General features: G+C 72.8%; 16 protein-coding genes. 2 read left to right on the top strand and 14 right to left on the bottom strand.

The window, feature by feature from the left end:
• Positions 1-116: 116 nt before the first annotated feature.
• From GGG17_RS12955 to def, 8 genes are all read right to left on the bottom strand, one after another.
• On the bottom strand, positions 117-521 hold the full coding sequence (locus tag GGG17_RS12955; RefSeq protein ID WP_154594111.1) for a cytochrome c oxidase subunit 4: 405 nt from the start codon (positions 519-521) through the stop codon (positions 117-119).
• The gene (gene ctaD, locus GGG17_RS12950; RefSeq protein WP_154594110.1) at positions 521-2,287 is read right to left on the bottom strand and encodes an aa3-type cytochrome oxidase subunit I; all 1,767 of its coding nucleotides are present in this window, start codon (positions 2,285-2,287) and stop codon (positions 521-523) included. Before ctaD ends, GGG17_RS12955 begins: the two co-directional genes overlap by 1 nt.
• Positions 2,287-3,090 (bottom strand): aa3-type cytochrome oxidase subunit II, encoded by an 804-nt coding sequence (gene ctaC, locus GGG17_RS12945; protein WP_311966675.1) that lies wholly within the window; start codon positions 3,088-3,090, stop codon positions 2,287-2,289. Before ctaC ends, ctaD begins: the two co-directional genes overlap by 1 nt.
• A gap of 255 nt (positions 3,091-3,345) precedes the next feature.
• A complete protein-coding gene (gene aat, locus GGG17_RS12940; protein WP_311966674.1) occupies positions 3,346-4,044 on the bottom strand; it encodes a leucyl/phenylalanyl-tRNA--protein transferase in 699 nt (232 codons plus the stop codon).
• The gene (locus GGG17_RS12935) at positions 4,041-5,021 is read right to left on the bottom strand and encodes a carbohydrate kinase family protein (protein ID WP_288797644.1); all 981 of its coding nucleotides are present in this window, start codon (positions 5,019-5,021) and stop codon (positions 4,041-4,043) included. Before GGG17_RS12935 ends, aat begins: the two co-directional genes overlap by 4 nt.
• Before the next feature lie 92 nt (positions 5,022-5,113).
• The gene (erpA, locus tag GGG17_RS12930) at positions 5,114-5,491 is read right to left on the bottom strand and encodes an iron-sulfur cluster insertion protein ErpA (protein WP_154594108.1); all 378 of its coding nucleotides are present in this window, start codon (positions 5,489-5,491) and stop codon (positions 5,114-5,116) included.
• Positions 5,492-5,642: 151 nt separating this feature from the next.
• A complete protein-coding gene (locus tag GGG17_RS12925; protein WP_311966673.1) occupies positions 5,643-6,818 on the bottom strand; it encodes a glycerate kinase in 1,176 nt (391 codons plus the stop codon).
• On the bottom strand, positions 6,815-7,504 hold the full coding sequence (def, locus tag GGG17_RS12920; RefSeq protein WP_154594107.1) for a peptide deformylase: 690 nt from the start codon (positions 7,502-7,504) through the stop codon (positions 6,815-6,817). Before def ends, GGG17_RS12925 begins: the two co-directional genes overlap by 4 nt.
• A gap of 110 nt (positions 7,505-7,614) precedes the next feature.
• On the opposite strand from def, the gene GGG17_RS12915 reads away from it, so the two are divergent.
• Together GGG17_RS12915 and GGG17_RS12910 are read left to right on the top strand one after the other, a co-directional pair.
• Positions 7,615-8,214: a DUF3043 domain-containing protein gene (locus tag GGG17_RS12915; protein WP_311966672.1), complete on the top strand. Its 600-nt coding sequence runs from the start codon at positions 7,615-7,617 to the stop codon at positions 8,212-8,214.
• A complete protein-coding gene (locus tag GGG17_RS12910; protein WP_311966671.1) occupies positions 8,211-9,047 on the top strand; it encodes a class I SAM-dependent methyltransferase in 837 nt (278 codons plus the stop codon). The genes GGG17_RS12915 and GGG17_RS12910 overlap by 4 nt, the downstream gene beginning before the upstream one ends.
• Before the next feature lie 4 nt (positions 9,048-9,051).
• Here GGG17_RS12910 and GGG17_RS12905 read toward each other — a convergent pair whose 3' ends face one another.
• From GGG17_RS12905 to GGG17_RS12880, 6 genes are read right to left on the bottom strand one after another with little or no spacing between them, the layout of a single operon-like run.
• Positions 9,052-10,416: a serine hydrolase domain-containing protein gene (locus tag GGG17_RS12905; protein ID WP_311966670.1), complete on the bottom strand. Its 1,365-nt coding sequence runs from the start codon at positions 10,414-10,416 to the stop codon at positions 9,052-9,054.
• A 2-nt stretch (positions 10,417-10,418) separates the two neighbouring features.
• The gene (locus GGG17_RS12900) at positions 10,419-10,640 is read right to left on the bottom strand and encodes a hypothetical protein (protein ID WP_154594106.1); all 222 of its coding nucleotides are present in this window, start codon (positions 10,638-10,640) and stop codon (positions 10,419-10,421) included.
• Positions 10,641-10,692: 52 nt separating this feature from the next.
• Complete coding sequence (gene cobA / locus GGG17_RS12895; protein ID WP_154594105.1) at positions 10,693-11,763, bottom strand: uroporphyrinogen-III C-methyltransferase; 1,071 nt, start codon at positions 11,761-11,763, stop codon at positions 10,693-10,695.
• Positions 11,760-13,508 carry a nicotinate-nucleotide--dimethylbenzimidazole phosphoribosyltransferase gene (cobT, locus tag GGG17_RS12890; RefSeq protein WP_154594104.1) on the bottom strand — a complete coding sequence of 583 codons (1,749 nt, stop codon included), beginning with the start codon at positions 13,506-13,508 and terminating at the stop codon, positions 11,760-11,762. The genes cobA and cobT overlap by 4 nt, the downstream gene beginning before the upstream one ends.
• The gene (locus GGG17_RS12885; RefSeq protein ID WP_288797652.1) at positions 13,505-14,572 is read right to left on the bottom strand and encodes an aminotransferase class I/II-fold pyridoxal phosphate-dependent enzyme; all 1,068 of its coding nucleotides are present in this window, start codon (positions 14,570-14,572) and stop codon (positions 13,505-13,507) included. Before GGG17_RS12885 ends, cobT begins: the two co-directional genes overlap by 4 nt.
• Positions 14,569-15,969 (bottom strand): cobyrinic acid a,c-diamide synthase CobB, encoded by a 1,401-nt coding sequence (locus GGG17_RS12880; protein WP_154594103.1) that lies wholly within the window; start codon positions 15,967-15,969, stop codon positions 14,569-14,571. The genes GGG17_RS12885 and GGG17_RS12880 overlap by 4 nt, the downstream gene beginning before the upstream one ends.
• Between the last annotated feature and the right edge of the window lie 2 nt (positions 15,970-15,971).

The following is a 15,971-nucleotide window of genomic DNA, read 5'->3' as shown; positions in this document are numbered from 1 at the left end:
AGCCCGGCGCTCGGCCGGGAGGCCGCCTGCCGGTGGCCGGTGGCCGGTTGCCGGGGTGCGCGAACGGGCCCCGGGGACAGGACGTCCCCGGGGCCCGCCAGGTTGCACCGGCGGCGTCAGACCGCGTGCTCCCCGTGGAAGAACTCGAACACCCAACCGATCAGCCCGATGATGCCCAGGCCCGTAGCCAGGATGAAGAACCACCAGCCGACGGCGAACCCCATGAACATCAGGGCCGCGGCACCCGCCAGCAGGATCGGCCACCAGGACCGGGGCGCGAAGAAGCCGTAGTCCCCCTCGGCGTCGGCGATCTCCCCGCGCGGGTTGTCCTCGGGGCCGACCCCGGGGAGGCGCTTGGCCGTGGCGTTGATGTAGAAGGCCGACATCCACATCTCGGGGACCAGCAGCAGCAGCGCCACGACGCCGACGGGCTCGGACCAGCTAGTCACGAAGCCGTAGATGATCCCGACCGGCAGGAAGAAGAAGCCGAGGATCGTGAACAGCTTGACGGCGGTGCGCATCAGTGACGGTCCTCTCGGTGCGCGGCGGTCGCGGTGGCTCGCCCACGCTGCGAAGCGTCTGCGCCCAGGCGCTCCATGGTGGCCGGGTCGGCCTCGGGGTGGGCACCCTCCGCGTCCGGGTGGTGCAGGTCCCAGGCGGGGCGCTCGGAACGGATCCGCGGGATGCTGTGGAAGTTGTGCCGCGGGGGCGGGCACGACGTCGCCCACTCCAGCGACGCGCCGTAGCCCCACGGGTCGTCGACCAGCACCGTGGGGGCGGTGCGGGCGGTGTGCCAGACGTTGTAGAGGAAGGGCAGCATCGACAGGCTGAGGATCACGGCGAAGTAGGTCGAGATCTGGTTGAAGAGCGTGAACCCGTCCTCGGGCATGTAGTCGGCGTAGCGGCGCGGCATGCCCTCGACACCCAGCCAGTGCTGGATGAGGAAGGTGCCGTGGAAGCCGACGAAGAGCATCCAGAAGTGGATCTTGCCGAGTCGCTCGTCGAGCATCTTGCCGGTGAACTTGGGCCACCAGAAGTAGAAGCCCGCGAACATCGCGAAGACGACGGTGCCGAACACCGTGTAGTGGAAGTGCGCCACGACGAAGTAGGAGTCGGACAGGTGGAAGTCCATGGCCGGGCTGGCCAGGATGACGCCGGTCAGGCCGCCGAAGCAGAAGGTCACGATGAAGCCGATCGCCCAGATCATGGGCGTCTCGAACGTCAGGGACCCTCCCCACATCGTGCCGATCCAGTTGAAGAACTTCACGCCCGTGGGGACGGCGATGAGCATGGTCATGACGGAGAAGAAGGGCAGCAGCACCTGGCCCGTGACGTACATGTGGTGCGCCCACACCGACATCGACAGCGCGGCGATGGCCACGGTCGCGAAGACCAGGGTCTTGTAGCCGAAGATCGGCTTGCGGGAGAAGACCGGGATGACCTCGCTGATGATGCCGAAGAACGGCAGCGCGATGACGTAGACCTCGGGGTGGCCGAAGAACCAGAACAGGTGCTGCCACAGGACGGGGCCGCCGTTTTCCGGCGAGAAGATGAAGGACCCGAACTTGCGGTCGGCACCCAGGGCGAACAACGCCGCGGCCAGGACCGGGAAGACCATGATGACCAGCAGCGAGGTCACCAGGACGGTCCACGTGAAGACGGACATGCGGAACATCGTCATGCCCGGCGCGCGCATGCACAGGATCGTCGTGATGAAGTTGACCGCACCGAGGATCGTGCCGAAGCCGGTGAGGGCAAGGCCGAAGACCCACAGGTCGCCGCCGAGGCCGGGGCTGTAGCTCGCGTCGGACAGCGGCGCGTAGGCGAACCAGCCGAACGAGGCGGCGCCGTTGGGGGTCAGGAAGCCGAAGGCGGCGACGAGGCCGCCGAAGAGGTACATCCAGTAGGCCAGCGCATTGAGCCGCGGGAACGCGACGTCCGGGGCACCGATCTGGAGCGGGATGAGCGCGTTGGCGAAGCCGGCGAACAGCGGGGTCGCGAACAGCAGCAGCATGATCGTGCCGTGCATCGTGAACAGCTGGTTGAACTGCTCCTTGTTGTCCACGATCTGCAGACCGGGCCCGAAGAGCTCGAGGCGGATCAGCAGGGCGAGCAGACCACCGAGCATGAAGAACGCGACCGAGGTCACGAAGTACATGTTGCCGATGAGCTTGTGGTCGGTCGTCGTGAGGATGTTGGCGATCTGCGTCCCGATGGATTTCTTGCGCCGCTCGCTCCGGATCTCTCGAGGCGTGTGCGGCGCTCGGCTCGTCGTTGCGGTGGCCATCAGTTGCTGCTCCCCTGCGTGGTCGGGATCTTGGCCTGCTCAGTCGGCTCGAGCTTCTCGCGGTTGAGGCCGTTGGGGAGCTGCCCGGTGCGCCCCGAGGCCTTGAGGTCGGCGATGTGCTTGTCGTAGTCCGCCTGTGAGACGACCTTGACGTTGAACAGCATCTCCGAGTGGTAGGCGCCGCAGAGCTCGGCGCACTTGCCCTTGTAGTCGCCGATCCGGTCGGGGACCACCTGGAACTTGTTGACCCGCCCCGGGATCATGTCCAGCTTTTGCTGGAAGGCCGGCACCCAGAAGGAGTGGATGACGTCGCGGCTCGTGAGCACGAACTCCACGCGCTTGTCGACGGGCAGGACCAGGGTGGGCAGAGCCGCCTCGGCGCCGGGCTTGCCGTCGAGCGCGGCCTGCTTGCCCGCCTCGTAGGTGTTGGCCTCGACGTAGTTGAAGTCCCAGCTCCACTGCTTGCCCACGACGTTGACGGTGACGTCCGGCTTCTCGGACGTGTCCAGGAGGGCGGCCTCGTCGCGGGCGGTGTAGTAGAACAGCACGCCCACCATGAGGATCGGCACCACGGTGTAGAAGATCTCGACCGGGACGTTGTAGCGCAGCTGCGCGGGGTAGCCCGTGTCGGACTTCTTGCGGCGGAAGGCGACCATGCAGTAGATGGTGAGTCCCCAGACGATGCACCCCACGACCAACGCGGCGATCCACGACCAGACCCAGAGGTTCTCGATGCGCTCGGTGGAGACGGTCGCCCCCTGAGGCAGGAAGCCGCGCTGCGCGGCCTCGCTGCAGCCGCTCACCAACGTGGTCAGGACCGCAAGCCCCAGGCCGCCCGTCAGCAGACGGGAGCGCTTGGTTCCTCGCGATGAGTCATTGTGCCTGCGCAACAGACGCACCTTCCGACATGTGAAGCACTCCTACAGGTGGAACGACACCCGAACACTACCCTGTGAATGGCCTTGATCGCCTCCCCGCACGCCGGACGGAACCGTTGTCGGGCGAGTCGTGATGTGAGTCTCGCCGCACCGGTCCGCAGCCCCGGACGCCCCGGCGGCTCAGCGCCATACGTCCGGCAGCCGGCTCCGTAGGAGCCGGGGCAGCCGGGCCAGGTAGTCCGCCCGTGAGACCTCCTTGACCCCCAGCCCGGCGAGGTGCGGGGTGCTCCACTGCACGTCCACCAGACGGTCGCCGCCGGCCGCCCGCACGTCCGGCAGGTCCGCGCCGAGGAGCTCGACGAGACCGACGAGCGCGACCTTGGAGGCGTCCGTGCTGCGGTGGAACATCGACTCCCCCGCGAACAGGCCCCCGACGGCGATGCCGTACAACCCGCCCACGAGCTGGTCGCCGTCCCACGCCTCGACGCTGTGCGCCCAGCCGAGACGGTGCAGCTCGGCGTAGGCCCGGGCGACGGCCGGGGTGATCCACCGCCCGGAGCGGGACGGGTCCGCACACCCCGCCACTACGTCGTCGAACGCCGTGTCAACCCGCACCTGCAGCCGGCGGCAGGAACGACGCAGGGAGCGGGTGACGCGCAGGTCCGTCACCTCGAGCACGCCTCGCGGGTCGGGCGACCACCAGCCCAGCGGGCCGCGACCGCCGTCCCCCAGCCCCATGGGGAACATCCCTGCCCGGTAGGCCGCCAGCAGCGTGCCGGGCCCCAGGTCCGCGCCCACGCCCACGACGTCCTCGCCCGGCTCGGCGCCCTCCAGGGTAAGGCGCCAGGGGCTCGGCGGCGGCTCGACCGGAGGTGTCACCGCACCGTGACGGCCCCGGCCAGCTCGTCCGCCGCCTCCTGGCCGTAGACGCCGGCCAGGCGGGCGTAGAAGCCGTCGTGGTCGAGGTGGTACTCCTGCGTGCCCGTCGTCTCGAGGACGTGGGTCGCGAGCATGGACCCCAGCTGGGCGGACCGCTCGTGGCCGAGCCCCGCCGCGACGCCGGCGAGGAAGCCGGCCCGGAAGGCGTCTCCGACGCCCGTGGGGTCCACCACCTGCTCGGTGAGCGCGGCCGGCACGCGCACGGGCTCCTGCCCGCGGGCGATGATCTCGGCGCCGTCCTTGCCCCTGGTGGTGACGCGCACCCGCACCCGGTCGGTGATCTCGTCGACGGTCCAGCCGGTCTTCTGCGCCGCCAGGTGCAGCTCGTACTCGTTGGTGAACAGGTAGTGCGCCCCGTCGATCAGCTCGCGGATGGCCGGGCCGTCCATGAAGGCCAGCTGCTGGGAGGGGTCGGCGGCGAAGGGGATGTCGAGCTCGCGGCACTGCTGGGTATGTCGGGTCATCCGCTCCGGGTCGCTGGGGGCGATCACCACCAGGTCGACGGTCCCGAGCGCCGCCACGACCTGCGCCAGGTCGATGCGGCTGCCTTCGTTCATCGCGCCCGCGTAGAAGGTCGCCATCTGGGCCAGGTCTCGGTCGGTGGTGCACACGAACCGGGCGGTGTGCTGGTCGTGCGAACGGTGGACGTGGTCGCAGTCCACCCCGTGGTCGACCAGCCACGTCCGGTAGTCCTCGAAGTCCTTGCCGACGGCGTCCACGAGGACCGGGCGCTGCCCGAGGGCCGCCAGGCCGAAGGAGATGTTGGCCCCCACCCCTCCCCGTCGCACGTCGAGGCTGTCGGCGAGGAAGGAGACCGAGATCTTGTCCAGCTGCTCGACCAGGAGCGAGTCCGCGAATCGGCCCTGGAAGGTCATGAGGTGGTCGGTCGCGATGGACCCGGTGACGACGATCTGCACGGGCAGACCCTACCCCGCACGCGACGAGGGGGCGGCGCCGCGCGATGCGGTGCCGCCCCCTCGTGGTCGCCGGACGCTGCCGACGGGACCGATCAGCTGAACGAGTCCCCGCACGCGCAGCTGCTACCGGCGTTGGGGTTGTCGATCGTGAAGCCCTGCTTCTCGATCGTGTCGGCGAAGTCGATCGAGGCGCCGTCGAGGTACGGAGCGCTCATCCGGTCCACGACGACCTCGACACCGTCGAAGTCGCGCACGAGGTCACCGTCGAGGGTGCGCTCGTCGAAGTACAGCTGGTAGATGAGGCCGGAGCAGCCGCCGGGCTGCACGCCCACGCGCAGCCGGAGGTCGTCGCGCCCCTCCTGCTCGAGCAGGCTCTTGACCTTGACGGCGGCGACGTCGGTGAGCTGCACCCCGTGCGTGGCAGCGGTGACCGAGTCCGCGCGCGTCTGGGTGTCGTCCTGAAGACTCATGAGCAGTCTCCTCCATGGTTCGGGATCCCCCGCACAGGTCGGCGGGATACGAACAACAACCTTCGCACACCGGATCGTGTTCCCGGAAACTTCCCGGGCGCGCCGTGCGCATCGACCAGGGCCGCTCCCCGGGCGGGCACGGACGACGACGTCAGCCCGTCGCCGGTGACGGTGGGGCCGGTGACCAGGTGCGCGCGACGCGTGTGGCCCTGGCCGAGAGGGTGCCCGCGGGGTCGGCCATCGACCGCGGCACGGCCGTCAGCGTGTCGGCGACGGGATAGATGCCGGTCACGCCGATCGCTGCGCACTCGCGCCGACCGACGAGGCTCTGACCGGGTATGACGATCGCGGGACGCGCGTGGCGCAGCGCCGTCTCGCCGACCACCGCCGCCACCCGGCCCCGCAGGCTCGCCCAGTCCAGTCGACCCTCCCCCGTGACGACCAGGTCGCAGGCCGCGACGGCGCCGTCCAGGTCCAGCGCCGCGGCGAGGGTCTCGCCCACCGGCTGGATGGAGCCGCCGAGCACCAGCACGCCGTAGCCGAGGCCCCCTCCGGCGCCCGCGCCCGTGAGCTTGTCGAGGCGGCGCCTACGGCCGGTCAGCAGATCGGTGGGGCCGGGGAGGACGCGACCCACGGCGTCGACGAGGGCCCCGAGCCTCCCCTCCAACGCCTGGGCCTGCTCGGGCGTGGCCCCGCGAGCAGGGCTCTGCTGCGCCGAGGTGCCCTGTAGACCCAGCAGGGGCAGCTCGTCGGGCGTTGCCACGACGAGCTGCACCTCGACCAGGGATCGACGCAGCTGGTGCAGCCAGCCCCAGTCCTCGACCTCGACGTCAGGTAGAGCGTCTTCCTGGGTCCCTGGAGCCGGTCGCCCGGCCAGCGCGGACCAGAAGCCGTAGCCGCCGTCGTTGCACAGCAGGTCGCGCACGCCGATGACCACCCGCGAGGCCCCCGCGGCGACCGACTCGCGTACGAGCTGGCCGACGCCGTACGACGAGGCGCGTCGCGGGTCGCGCCGGTCGGCCGGCAGGAGGGCGGGACCGCAGGCCTGGGCGGCCTCGACATACGCGATCGTCCCCGACGGGCCCTCGAGCAGCAGCACGACCCCGGGGACCTGGTCGCCGAGGGGCCCGCGCACCGTGGTGGCCAGGGGGCGAGCACCGGCGAGCGCGCTCAGCACGTCGACGAAACCCTCCCCGCCGTCCGACAGCGGGAGGGCCAGCACCTCGTCGTGGGGCGCGGCCCGCCGCCAGCCCTCGGCGATCGCGTCGGCGGCCTGGGCGGCGGTCAGGGTGCCGCGGTAGGCGCTGGGGGCGACGAGGACCCTCACGGCCGCCCGGTCCCCCCGCCCTCCGCGACGGTCGTCCCCTCGGCCGGCTGGTCCCCCTCGACACCACCATGACCGTCGGCGTCGCCGTCACCGTCGCCGACGGCACCCGGGGCGTCGTGGCCGAAGGGATCCGCGTCGACCCCCGGCATCCAGGTCAGGCCGGGGACGTTCCAGCCGTTGGCCTTGAGCATGCGCTTGCCCTTGCGGGCCCAGCGGCCCTCGAGCCGGTCGACGTACAGGGTGCCGTTGAGGTGGTCGTACTCGTGCTGCATGCATCGGGCGAACCAGCCGGTCGCGTCCCACTCGACCCGGTTGCCGTCGAGGTCCTGGCCGATGACGTGCGCGCGCTGGGGCCGGACCAGGGGGAAGGACTCGCCGGGGACCGACAGGCAGCCCTCCGCGTCGTCGTGCGGATCCGGGTCGTCGGACGGCTTGCCGGAGGTCGTGACCACGGGGTTGACCACCACCCCGCGCCGAGGCACCCCGTCCTCGTTGTCCATCTCGTAGGTGAAGATCCGCAGCCCCACACCGATCTGGGGGGCCGCGAGGCCCACGCCGTTGGCCGCGTCCATCGTCGCGTACATGTCCTCGACCAGTCCCCGGAGGGCGTCGTCGAACTCGGTCACCGCCTCCGCGCGACGGTGCAGCACGGGCTCGCCGTAGATGACGACGGGACGGACGGACATGCGAGGACTCCATTCAGCGGGGCGGTCGGCAGCCCGAGCCTACCGTCGGACGAGCGAGCGCCTGTGAGCCGTGAGGCCCAGCGGAGGTGCGGGCGGATAGGCTGACCCTCGTGCTAGGACGCAAGAAGACCGAGGCAGCGACCCTCGAGCAGCTCGAGGAGCAGGCCCACCAGGACCGCCCCGGGGCCAAGAACCGCCCCACGCCCAAGCGGCGCGAGGCCGAGGCCGCCCGGCGGCGCCCGCTGATCGAGACCGACCGCAAGGCCGCGGCCCAGCGCGACCGGGCCGCGTCGCGCGAGGAGCGCGCCAAGCAGCAGCAGGCCATGATGCGCGGCGAGGAGTGGGCGCTGCTCCCCCGCGACCGGGGCGTGGCGCGTCGCTACATGCGCGACTACGTCGACGCGCGATGGAACATCGCGGAGTTCACGATGCCCGCGCTCATCGTGGCGATGGTCCTGTCGCTGCTGGTCGGGCAGTTCAAGAACCCGGCCCTGATCACCGCGGTGATGGTCCTGACCTACGGCGTCATCCTGCTGGGGATCGTCGAGCAGACGATCGTGCACTACGCGATGAAGCGGAAGTTCGCGGCCACCCACCCGGGCGAGATCTGGCCTCCCCGAGCCGGCTTCTACTCCGGCATGCGGGCCTTCCAGCTGCGCCCCACGCGCGTCCCGCGCCCCCAGGTCAAGCGGGGCCAGCACCCCCGGTGACCGGAGCGGGCTTCGGCCGGGGTCGCGGGCACTGGCTCGACCGGCAGGGCCTGCTGCGCAACGTGGTGCGCCAGGAGCTCGTCCGGCGGCAGCTCGCGGTGCACCTGACCCTGCCCCCCGCCACCGTCCTCGACGTCGGGGCGGGCCAGGGGACGCAGGCGATCCAGCTGGCGCGCGACGGCTACGAGGTCGTGGCCGTGGAGCCCGACCCCGAGATGCGGGCGGTCTGCGGGACCGCTCTGGCCCAGGAGCCCTCGAGCGTCCGTGCGCGGCTGCGGGTGCTGGACGGCTCCCTGGAGACGCTGGACGCCGTCCCCGGCCTGGAGGGCCGCACCTTCGACGCCGTGCTCTGCCACGGCGTCCTGATGTATGTCGAGGACCCCAACCCCGCTCTGCGCGCGCTCGGACGCCGCGTCCACGTCGACGGCATCGTGTCGGTCGTCGCACGCAACGCCGGCGCCATGGCCTGGCGGCACGTGCAGCGGGGGGACTTCGCCCGCGCCACCGCCCTGCTCGACGAGGTCGAGCGGTCGGCCTGGGAGCGCCGCGACCCGCGCTACACCAACGAGCTCGGGGTCGAGTGCCGGGCGGACTCCCTGGAGCGCCTCGGGGCGTTCTTCGGCGGGATCCGGTGCTCGCTGGAGTACTGGTACGGCATACGGACGTTCAGCGACGGCGTCGCCATCGACACCCCGGTGCCCGCGGACCCGGCCGAGCTGGCCGCGATCCTCGACATGGAGGAGCGCCTCGGCCGCACCGAGCCCTACCGGCGGGCGGGCACGTTGATGCACCTCGTGGGTCGGCGCGGGGAGGGCCGCGGCCCCGTCCTGTGACCGGTCACGCCTCCAGGTCGGCGAAGGCGAGCGGCTCGCGGGTGACGGCGTAGGTCGCGAAGTAGAGCTTGCGGATCCGCCCGTCGTCGGCGCGGACGACCTCCAGCAGCTCGCCGCGCTCGCGCCCCTCGACCGCGCGGTAGAGGTCCCGGTCCACCTGCTCGTAACGCGTGTCGTCGAGCATCCCGCGCGAGCCTGGCATCGTGGACCACAGGGCGTCGCCCCGCACCTCGAAGTCGAGGGGCGATCCCTCGCACCACCAGCGACCCAGCAGGGCGTCGCGCTCGTCGTCCCGCGGTGAGGGCGTCCAGACGCCGGGCGTGGTGGGCTCGTGGTCCAGCAGGGCGCACAGCAGGTCGGTGGCCAGGACCAGCGGCGAGGGGCCGGACGTCGCATTGGCGAAGACCACGGCCCCCACCCGGTCACGGGGCCGGAAGCGCAGGCCGGTGAGGAAGCCGGGCATGGCGCCCCCGTGGCCGGCGAGCACGCGCTCGCCCCGGCGGAAGAGTCCGAAGCCGAGGCCCTGGCCGGTGGTCCAGTCCTCGGGGTCGGCCATGATCACCGGGCTACACATCTCGGCGATCGTCTCCGGAGCCAGGACGTCGAACCGCCCCGCGTCGGAGCAGAACGCGGCGTAGCGGCCGAGGTCGGCCACGGTCGACCAGAGGCCCCCGAGCGGCGCGGTGGCGCGCAGGTCGATGACCGGCTCGAGGGTGGCGGTGCGGGCGTGCGGGTGGATCTGGTAGCCGTGCGCCCGGTCCTGCTCGTCCGGGACGAGGCCGGTGCGCGTCATACCGAGCGGCTCGAGCACCACCTCTCGCACCACGTCCTCCCAGGGGCGCTCCTCGACCCGGGAGATGACCTGCCCGAGCAGGGCGTAGGCGAGGTTGGAGTAGTGGAACGCCCGCTGGGGCGGCAGCACGCGCTCGGCCCGGACCAGGTCACTCAAGAGGGCGTCCTCGTCGGGCGCCTCGAAGGACTCCCACAGGTGGCCGACCGGCTCGCGCTGCAGGCCCGACGCGTGGGCGAGCAGCGACCGGATCGTCAGGTCGCCGAACGGCGTCCCGGGCAGCAGGTCCTCCAGCGTGTCCTCCACCGACAGCCGACCCCGGTCGCGCAGGGCCATGATCGTGACGGCGCTGAAGGTCTTGGTGACCGAGCCGATGAGGAACTGCGTGTCGTCGTGGGCGCTGGGGCCGGGGGTGCCGGCGTCGACGTCCAGGCGGGCAGAGCCCACGTGGGTGGACCAGACGAGCCGCCCGTCGCGCACCACGCCCGCGCTCACGCCGGGGCTGCGCCACTCGAGCTGCGCGGTGCCCACCAGGTGCTGCAGGGTGCGGGCGAGGTCGGCAGGCAGCAGGTCAGGCACCGTCACTCCCCCATCGCCTGCAGCGACATGGGGCCGTAGACGACGTCCTCGCCGCGCAGCAGGGCCACCGCGTCGACGCCGGCGGCCCTGACCTCCTCCCACTCCTCTGCGAACCACGCCTCGGCCTCGCCCTGGCTGGGGAAGGTCAGCGCCGGCAGCGCGTCGGAGGTCGTCGGGCGGCCGTCGGCGTCGAGGTAGGACCAGGTGTAGGCGTCGGTGCTCATGCCGCCAACCCTAGTCGGGAGAGGTAGTCCGGCTGACGGCGCGCGCCGCGGGTCACGACAGCGCGGCGACTTCGCCCACGACCGTCACTGCCGGGGGCACCAGGCCCTCCGGCACCCCCTCGTCGCGCAGGGCGCCCAGGGTCGTGCGGACGGTGCGCATCGAGGGAAGCCCGCCGTCCATGACGCAGGCGACGGGCGTCCGGGGCTCGCGGCCGGCCGCCAGCAGGGCCCCGGCGATCCGTGGCAGGGTCTCGACGCCCATGAGCACGACGATCGTCGTGCCGGCCCGCGCCAGGGCGTCCCAGTCGACGGAGCTGCGGGGGTCGTCCGGCGCCGCGTGGCCGCTGACGACGGTGAAGCCCTGCACCGTGCCGCGATTGGTGACCGGGATGCCGGCCAGCTCGGGGACGGACACCGCCGAGGTGACGCCCGGGACGACCTCCACCGGCACGCCCGCCTCCCGGCAGGCCAGCACCTCCTCGTAGCCGCGCCCGAACACGAACGAGTCCCCGCCCTTGAACCGCACGACGCGGCGCCCCCGCAGGGCCTGCTCGACGATCACACGATTGATCTCCTCCTGCGGGGTGAACCGGCCTCGCGGGATCTTGGACACGTCGATCACCTCGACGTGGGCCGCCAGCTCGGACAGCAGGCTCACCGGCGCCAGACGGTCCGTGACGACGACGTCGGCCGCCCGCAGGGCGTCATACCCCCGCCTGGTGAGCAGACCGGGGTCCCCGGGGCCGCCACCGACCAGGACGACCGAGCCCGTGCCGGCCGGGCCCTGCGCGCCCGTCACCTGGTCGGTCCCCTGGAGGCCGTATGCCGGGACGCCCGCCTCCGCGGCGAGGGCCAGGACGTCGGGTCCCTCGCCCTGCTCCGTCCGGTCGCGGGCGTCGACGACCAGGCGCGAGGCGCGCACGAGGTCGGCCTCCGTCACGTCAGCGCCCCGCGCGACCAGACCACGGTCCACGAGGTCCTCCAGCGCGGGGACGAGCTCGTGCGCGACGACCGTGACGTCGGCCCCCCGCTCGCGCAGCCGCACCACCTCGACGAGGGCGCCGGGCCCACCGCCGGCCACCAGGACGGGGACGCCGGCGAGCCGCCAGGTCGGTGCCGTCATGCGTGCGCCTCGGCGTCCTTGCCGCTCACCCCGGCCGACTCGAAGGTCGCGACCTCGGTCAGCATGCGCACGGCCAGCTGCACGTGCGGGACGGCGAGGGCGGCGCCGCTGCCTTCGCCGAGGCGCAGGTCCAGGTCGACCAGCGCCTCCAGACCGAGGGTCGACAGCGCCGCGAGGATGCCGGGCTCGACGCCGGCGTGCCCGGCGACGAAGTAGTCGACGCAGTCGGGTGCGAGGGCCTGGGCCACCAGCGCGGCCGAGCAGACGATGACGCCGTCGAGGACGACGGGGGTGCGCTCGGCGGCGGCCGCGAGCAGGAAGCCGACGATGGCGGCGTGCTCCAGGCCTCCGACGGCGGCGAGGGCCGCGAGCGGGTCCTCGCGGGTGGCACCGTTGGTGGCGATGGCACGCTCGACGACGGCGACCTTGGCGGCGCGACCGGCCTCGTCCAGTCCTGCCCCGCGGCCGGTGACCTCCTCGGGGGCGCGACCGGTGAAGACCGAGACGAGGGCGGCCGCGGGCGTCGTGTTGCCGATGCCGACCTCGCCGGCCAGCAGGAGGCGGTTGCCCTGCGCGACCAGGTCGCGGGCGACGTCGATGCCCACCTCGATGGCCTGGTGGACCTGCTCGGCGGTCATGGCCGGGCCCTCGGACAGGTCGGCCGTGCCGCGCGCGACCTTGCGGACGAGCAGGTGCGGCATGGCGGGCAGGTCCGCGGCCAGGCCCACGTCGACGACGTCGACCTCGGCGCCGACCTGGCGGGCGGCGGCGTTGCACACGGCGCCACCCGTCGCGATGTTGACCGCCATCTGCACCGACACCTCCTGCGGCCACGGGGAGACGCCGTGCGCCTGCACCCCGTGGTCGCCGGCGAAGACCGCCAGCGCGACCGGCGAGGGGATGTGCGGTGGCCACTCCCCGGTCGCGGCGGCGACGCGCTCCCCCGTGGACTCGAGCAGGCCCATGGCGCCCGGTGGCTTGGTCAGCTGGGCCTGCCGCGCCTGCGCCTGCTCGAGGACCGTCGCGTCGGCGGGGGTGATGGCGGCGATGGTCTCGTCGAGCAGCGACACGGGGACTCCTCCGGGCAGGGTGCGGGTGGACCAGGTCTCATCATGCACGGCCCACGCGAGGGGCCGACGGCGGGCCCAGCCCGTCGTCTGCAGCTCGGGGGCGGGCGGGAACGCGCTGACGTGCCCGACGCACAGGTAGGCGACGACCTCGAGGTGCTCGGGCAGCGCCAGCTCGCGGGCCAGCTCGTGCGGGTCGAAGAAGCTGACCCAGCCGACGCCGAGGCCCTCGGCGCGGGCGGCGAGCCAGAGGTTCTGCACGGCGGTGGCCGTGGAGAAGCTCGTCATCCGCGGGTCGGCGTGCCGGCCGATGGTGTGCGGACCGCCGCGGGTCGGGTCGCAGGTGACGACGACGTTGAGGGGCGTGGAGCAGATGGCCTCGATCTTGAGCCCGTCGAACATCCGCTGACGATCGCTCGGCAGGCTCGCGGCGAACTCGTCCCGCTGCCGCTGCGCCAGCCGCTGGACGCGCCGGCGCCGCTCCTCGTCGCGGATCAGCACGAAGTCCCACGGCTGGCTGAACCCCACGCTCGGCGCCATGTGCGCGGCGGTGAGGACGCGGGTCAGCGTGGCGTCGTCGATCGGGTCCATCGTGAAGGTGGAGCGGATGTCGCGCCGCTCGCGGATGACGTCATAGACAGCCTCACGGCCGGCCCGGTCAAAGGCGTTGGAGCTCATCGGATCTCCTCCTCGATCTGTCGTATGCCGGCCGCCAGCTCGTCGACCGGGCCGCTGTCTCGCGCGGCGAACCGCAACCAGGTGTCGTCCAGGCCCCAGAAGGTGTCGGCCCGGCGGACGGCGATCCCGGTGGCGCGCAGGCCCTCTCGCAGGCTGGCCGCGCGGGGGTGCTGGGCCAGGACGAAGGGCCCGTCAGGATCGACGGGGACGTGCAGGCCACACGCGCGCAGGGTGGCGGCGAGGTGGGACGCGTTGGCGCGCAAGCGGGCTCGCTGCTCGTCGCGGAAGTCGCGGCCCCGCGGGGTGCAGACCGTGAGGACGGCAGCGAGGGCCAGCGCGTTGACCGACCAGTGCGGCTGGAGGCGTCGGAGCCGGTCGATCTCGCGCTCCGGCCCCACGACGTAGCCGGCACGCAGGCCCGCCAGGCCAAAGGTCTTGGTGAGGCTGCCGGTGACGAGGATGGTGCGGTCGCCCGCGGTGCGGCAGGCGGCGTCGGGCACGACCGTCTGGGCGGGGTCGGTCGAGACGTCGAGGAAGGCCTCGTCGACGAGCAGCACCCGGTCGTCGGGGGTGGTGGCGGTGTCCACGAGCCGCAGGATCTGCTCGCGGGGGTGCAGTCGGGAGGTGGGGTTGGTCGGGTTGCCGACGACCACGAGGTCGGCCGCGGCGGGGACGGACGCGCCGTCCACCGCCCACCCGGTGGCCGGGTCGAGGAGGTGCGCGGTGGCAGGCGTGCCGGCGTGCCGCAGCGCCTCCGCCGGCTCGGTGAACTGCGGCTCCACGACGAGGGGTTCGCGCCAGGGGCGGAGGCGGGCGACGAGGGTGAAGGCCTCGGCGGACCCGTTGGTCAGCAGGACGCACCCGGCGGGGACACCGAGCTCGGCGGCCAGGGTCTCGGTGGCTGCGGTGGGGTCGGGGTAGGCGGCTAGGCGTGGGACCTCGCGGACGATGGCCTCGGCGACGAACGCCGGCGGCTGCGCCACCGCGACGTTGACCGCGAGGTCCAGCCGCGCGCCTCGCGCCTCCACGTCCCCGTGGTGCCCCGGGTCGCCCGCTCCGGTCACGAGACCACCGCCTCCACGAACCGCCGGGCGAGGTGGGGCTGCCCGGCCCAGTGGACGTGCAGGTAGCTCGCGTGGACGGTGCCCTGGACGACACCCTCGACGCGAGATCCGCCGTCGCGGTCGGCCCACGCCCAGGCGGGTTGCGCGTCCCCGTCGGCCGCCACGACCTGGGTGCGGTGGAACTCGTGCCCGGTCACCCGGGTCCCGGCGGGCGCGAGCACCGAGTCGGTCAGCGCCACGGCGGAGCGGTAGCCGAGGGTGAGCCGGCGCCCGAACTCAGCGCGCGTGGGCAGCACCCCGGCCATCGCGTGCCCGTCCAGCGTCTGCCCGAGGTAGAGCAACCCGGCGCACTCGGCCGAGACCGGGGCCCCGCCCGCCGCCAGCGACCGGATCGACTGCAGCAGAGAGCGGTTGGCGGCGAGGTCGACGGCGTGCACCTCGGGGAAGCCGCCCCCGACCACGAGTCCTGAGACACCAGAGGGGAGCTCGGTGTCCACCAGCGGGTCGAAGACCTCGACGGACAGCCCGGCGGCGGCGAGGAGCTCGGTGGTCTCGGCATACCCGAAGGTGAAGGCTCGACCCCCGGCGACGGCGACCCCACCGCGCGATCCGGCGGGGGCTGCGAGGGCGCCCAGCGCCGCGGACGGCGACCAAGGCTCCCCTGCCAGATCCGTTGCGGCACCGGCGACCTCGAGCAACGCATCCAGGTCGACGTGGGCGCTGACCATGTCGGCGAGGGCGTCCACGGCGGCGGCGGCCTCGGGCGAGCGTTCGGCGGCGGGGACGAGCCCCAGGTGACGCGACGGCACGACGACCTCGGGCACCCGCGGGACGCAGCCGATGACCGGGATCCCGGTCTCCTCGATGCCGTCTCGCGCCTCCGCCTCGTGCCGCGCGGAGGCGATGTTGTTGAGGATGACGCCGTCGATCCGCACCCCGGGGTCGTAGCGGGAGAAGCCCAGGACCGTCGCGCCCACCGAGCGCGAGGTGTGCGCGCCGTCCACGACGAGGACGACCGGCGACGAGGTCAGCTGCGCCACATGGGCCGTCGAGGCGAAGCCGCGTCCGCCCAGCTGCCCGTCGAAGAGCCCCATGACGCCCTCGATGACGGCCACGTCGGCCGGCTCGGGGGTCAGCGCGCCGTGCAGCAGCAGCGGCACGATCCGCTCGACGCCCTGCAGGTGCGCGTCGAGGTTGCGGCCGACCCGCCCGCATGCCGCCGCGTGGTAGCCGGGGTCGATGTAGTCCGGCCCCACCTTGTGCGGCGACACGACAACACCGCGGCGGGTGAGCGCCGCCAGGATCCCGGTGGTCAGCATGGTCTTGCCGCTGCCCGACCCGGGGGCGGCGATCACCACGCGGGGCAGCCGCGTCAACGGCGCTGCCGCCCGAGCCATCT

This window comes from Arsenicicoccus cauae (genome assembly GCF_009707125.1).
Taxonomy (GTDB): domain Bacteria; phylum Actinomycetota; class Actinomycetes; order Actinomycetales; family Dermatophilaceae; genus Arsenicicoccus; species Arsenicicoccus cauae.
This window is presented reverse-complemented; position numbering and strand designations above follow the sequence as displayed.

What these genes read in the sequence shown, in the direction of transcription:
- GGG17_RS12955 (WP_154594111.1), bottom strand. Translation starts at nt 521, where the DNA reads ATGCGCACCGCCGTCAAGCTGTTCACGATCCTCGGCTTCTTCTTCCTG.
- ctaD (WP_154594110.1), bottom strand. Translation starts at nt 2,287, where the DNA reads ATGGCCACCGCAACGACGAGCCGAGCGCCGCACACGCCTCGAGAGATC.
- erpA (WP_154594108.1), bottom strand. Translation starts at nt 5,491, where the DNA reads ATGAGTCTTCAGGACGACACCCAGACGCGCGCGGACTCGGTCACCGCT.
- def (WP_154594107.1), bottom strand. Translation starts at nt 7,504, where the DNA reads ATGTCCGTCCGTCCCGTCGTCATCTACGGCGAGCCCGTGCTGCACCGT.
- GGG17_RS12900 (WP_154594106.1), bottom strand. Translation starts at nt 10,640, where the DNA reads ATGAGCACCGACGCCTACACCTGGTCCTACCTCGACGCCGACGGCCGC.
- cobA (WP_154594105.1), bottom strand. Translation starts at nt 11,763, where the DNA reads ATGACGGCACCGACCTGGCGGCTCGCCGGCGTCCCCGTCCTGGTGGCC.
- cobT (WP_154594104.1), bottom strand. Translation starts at nt 13,508, where the DNA reads ATGAGCTCCAACGCCTTTGACCGGGCCGGCCGTGAGGCTGTCTATGAC.
- GGG17_RS12880 (WP_154594103.1), bottom strand. Translation starts at nt 15,969, where the DNA reads ATGGCTCGGGCGGCAGCGCCGTTGACGCGGCTGCCCCGCGTGGTGATC.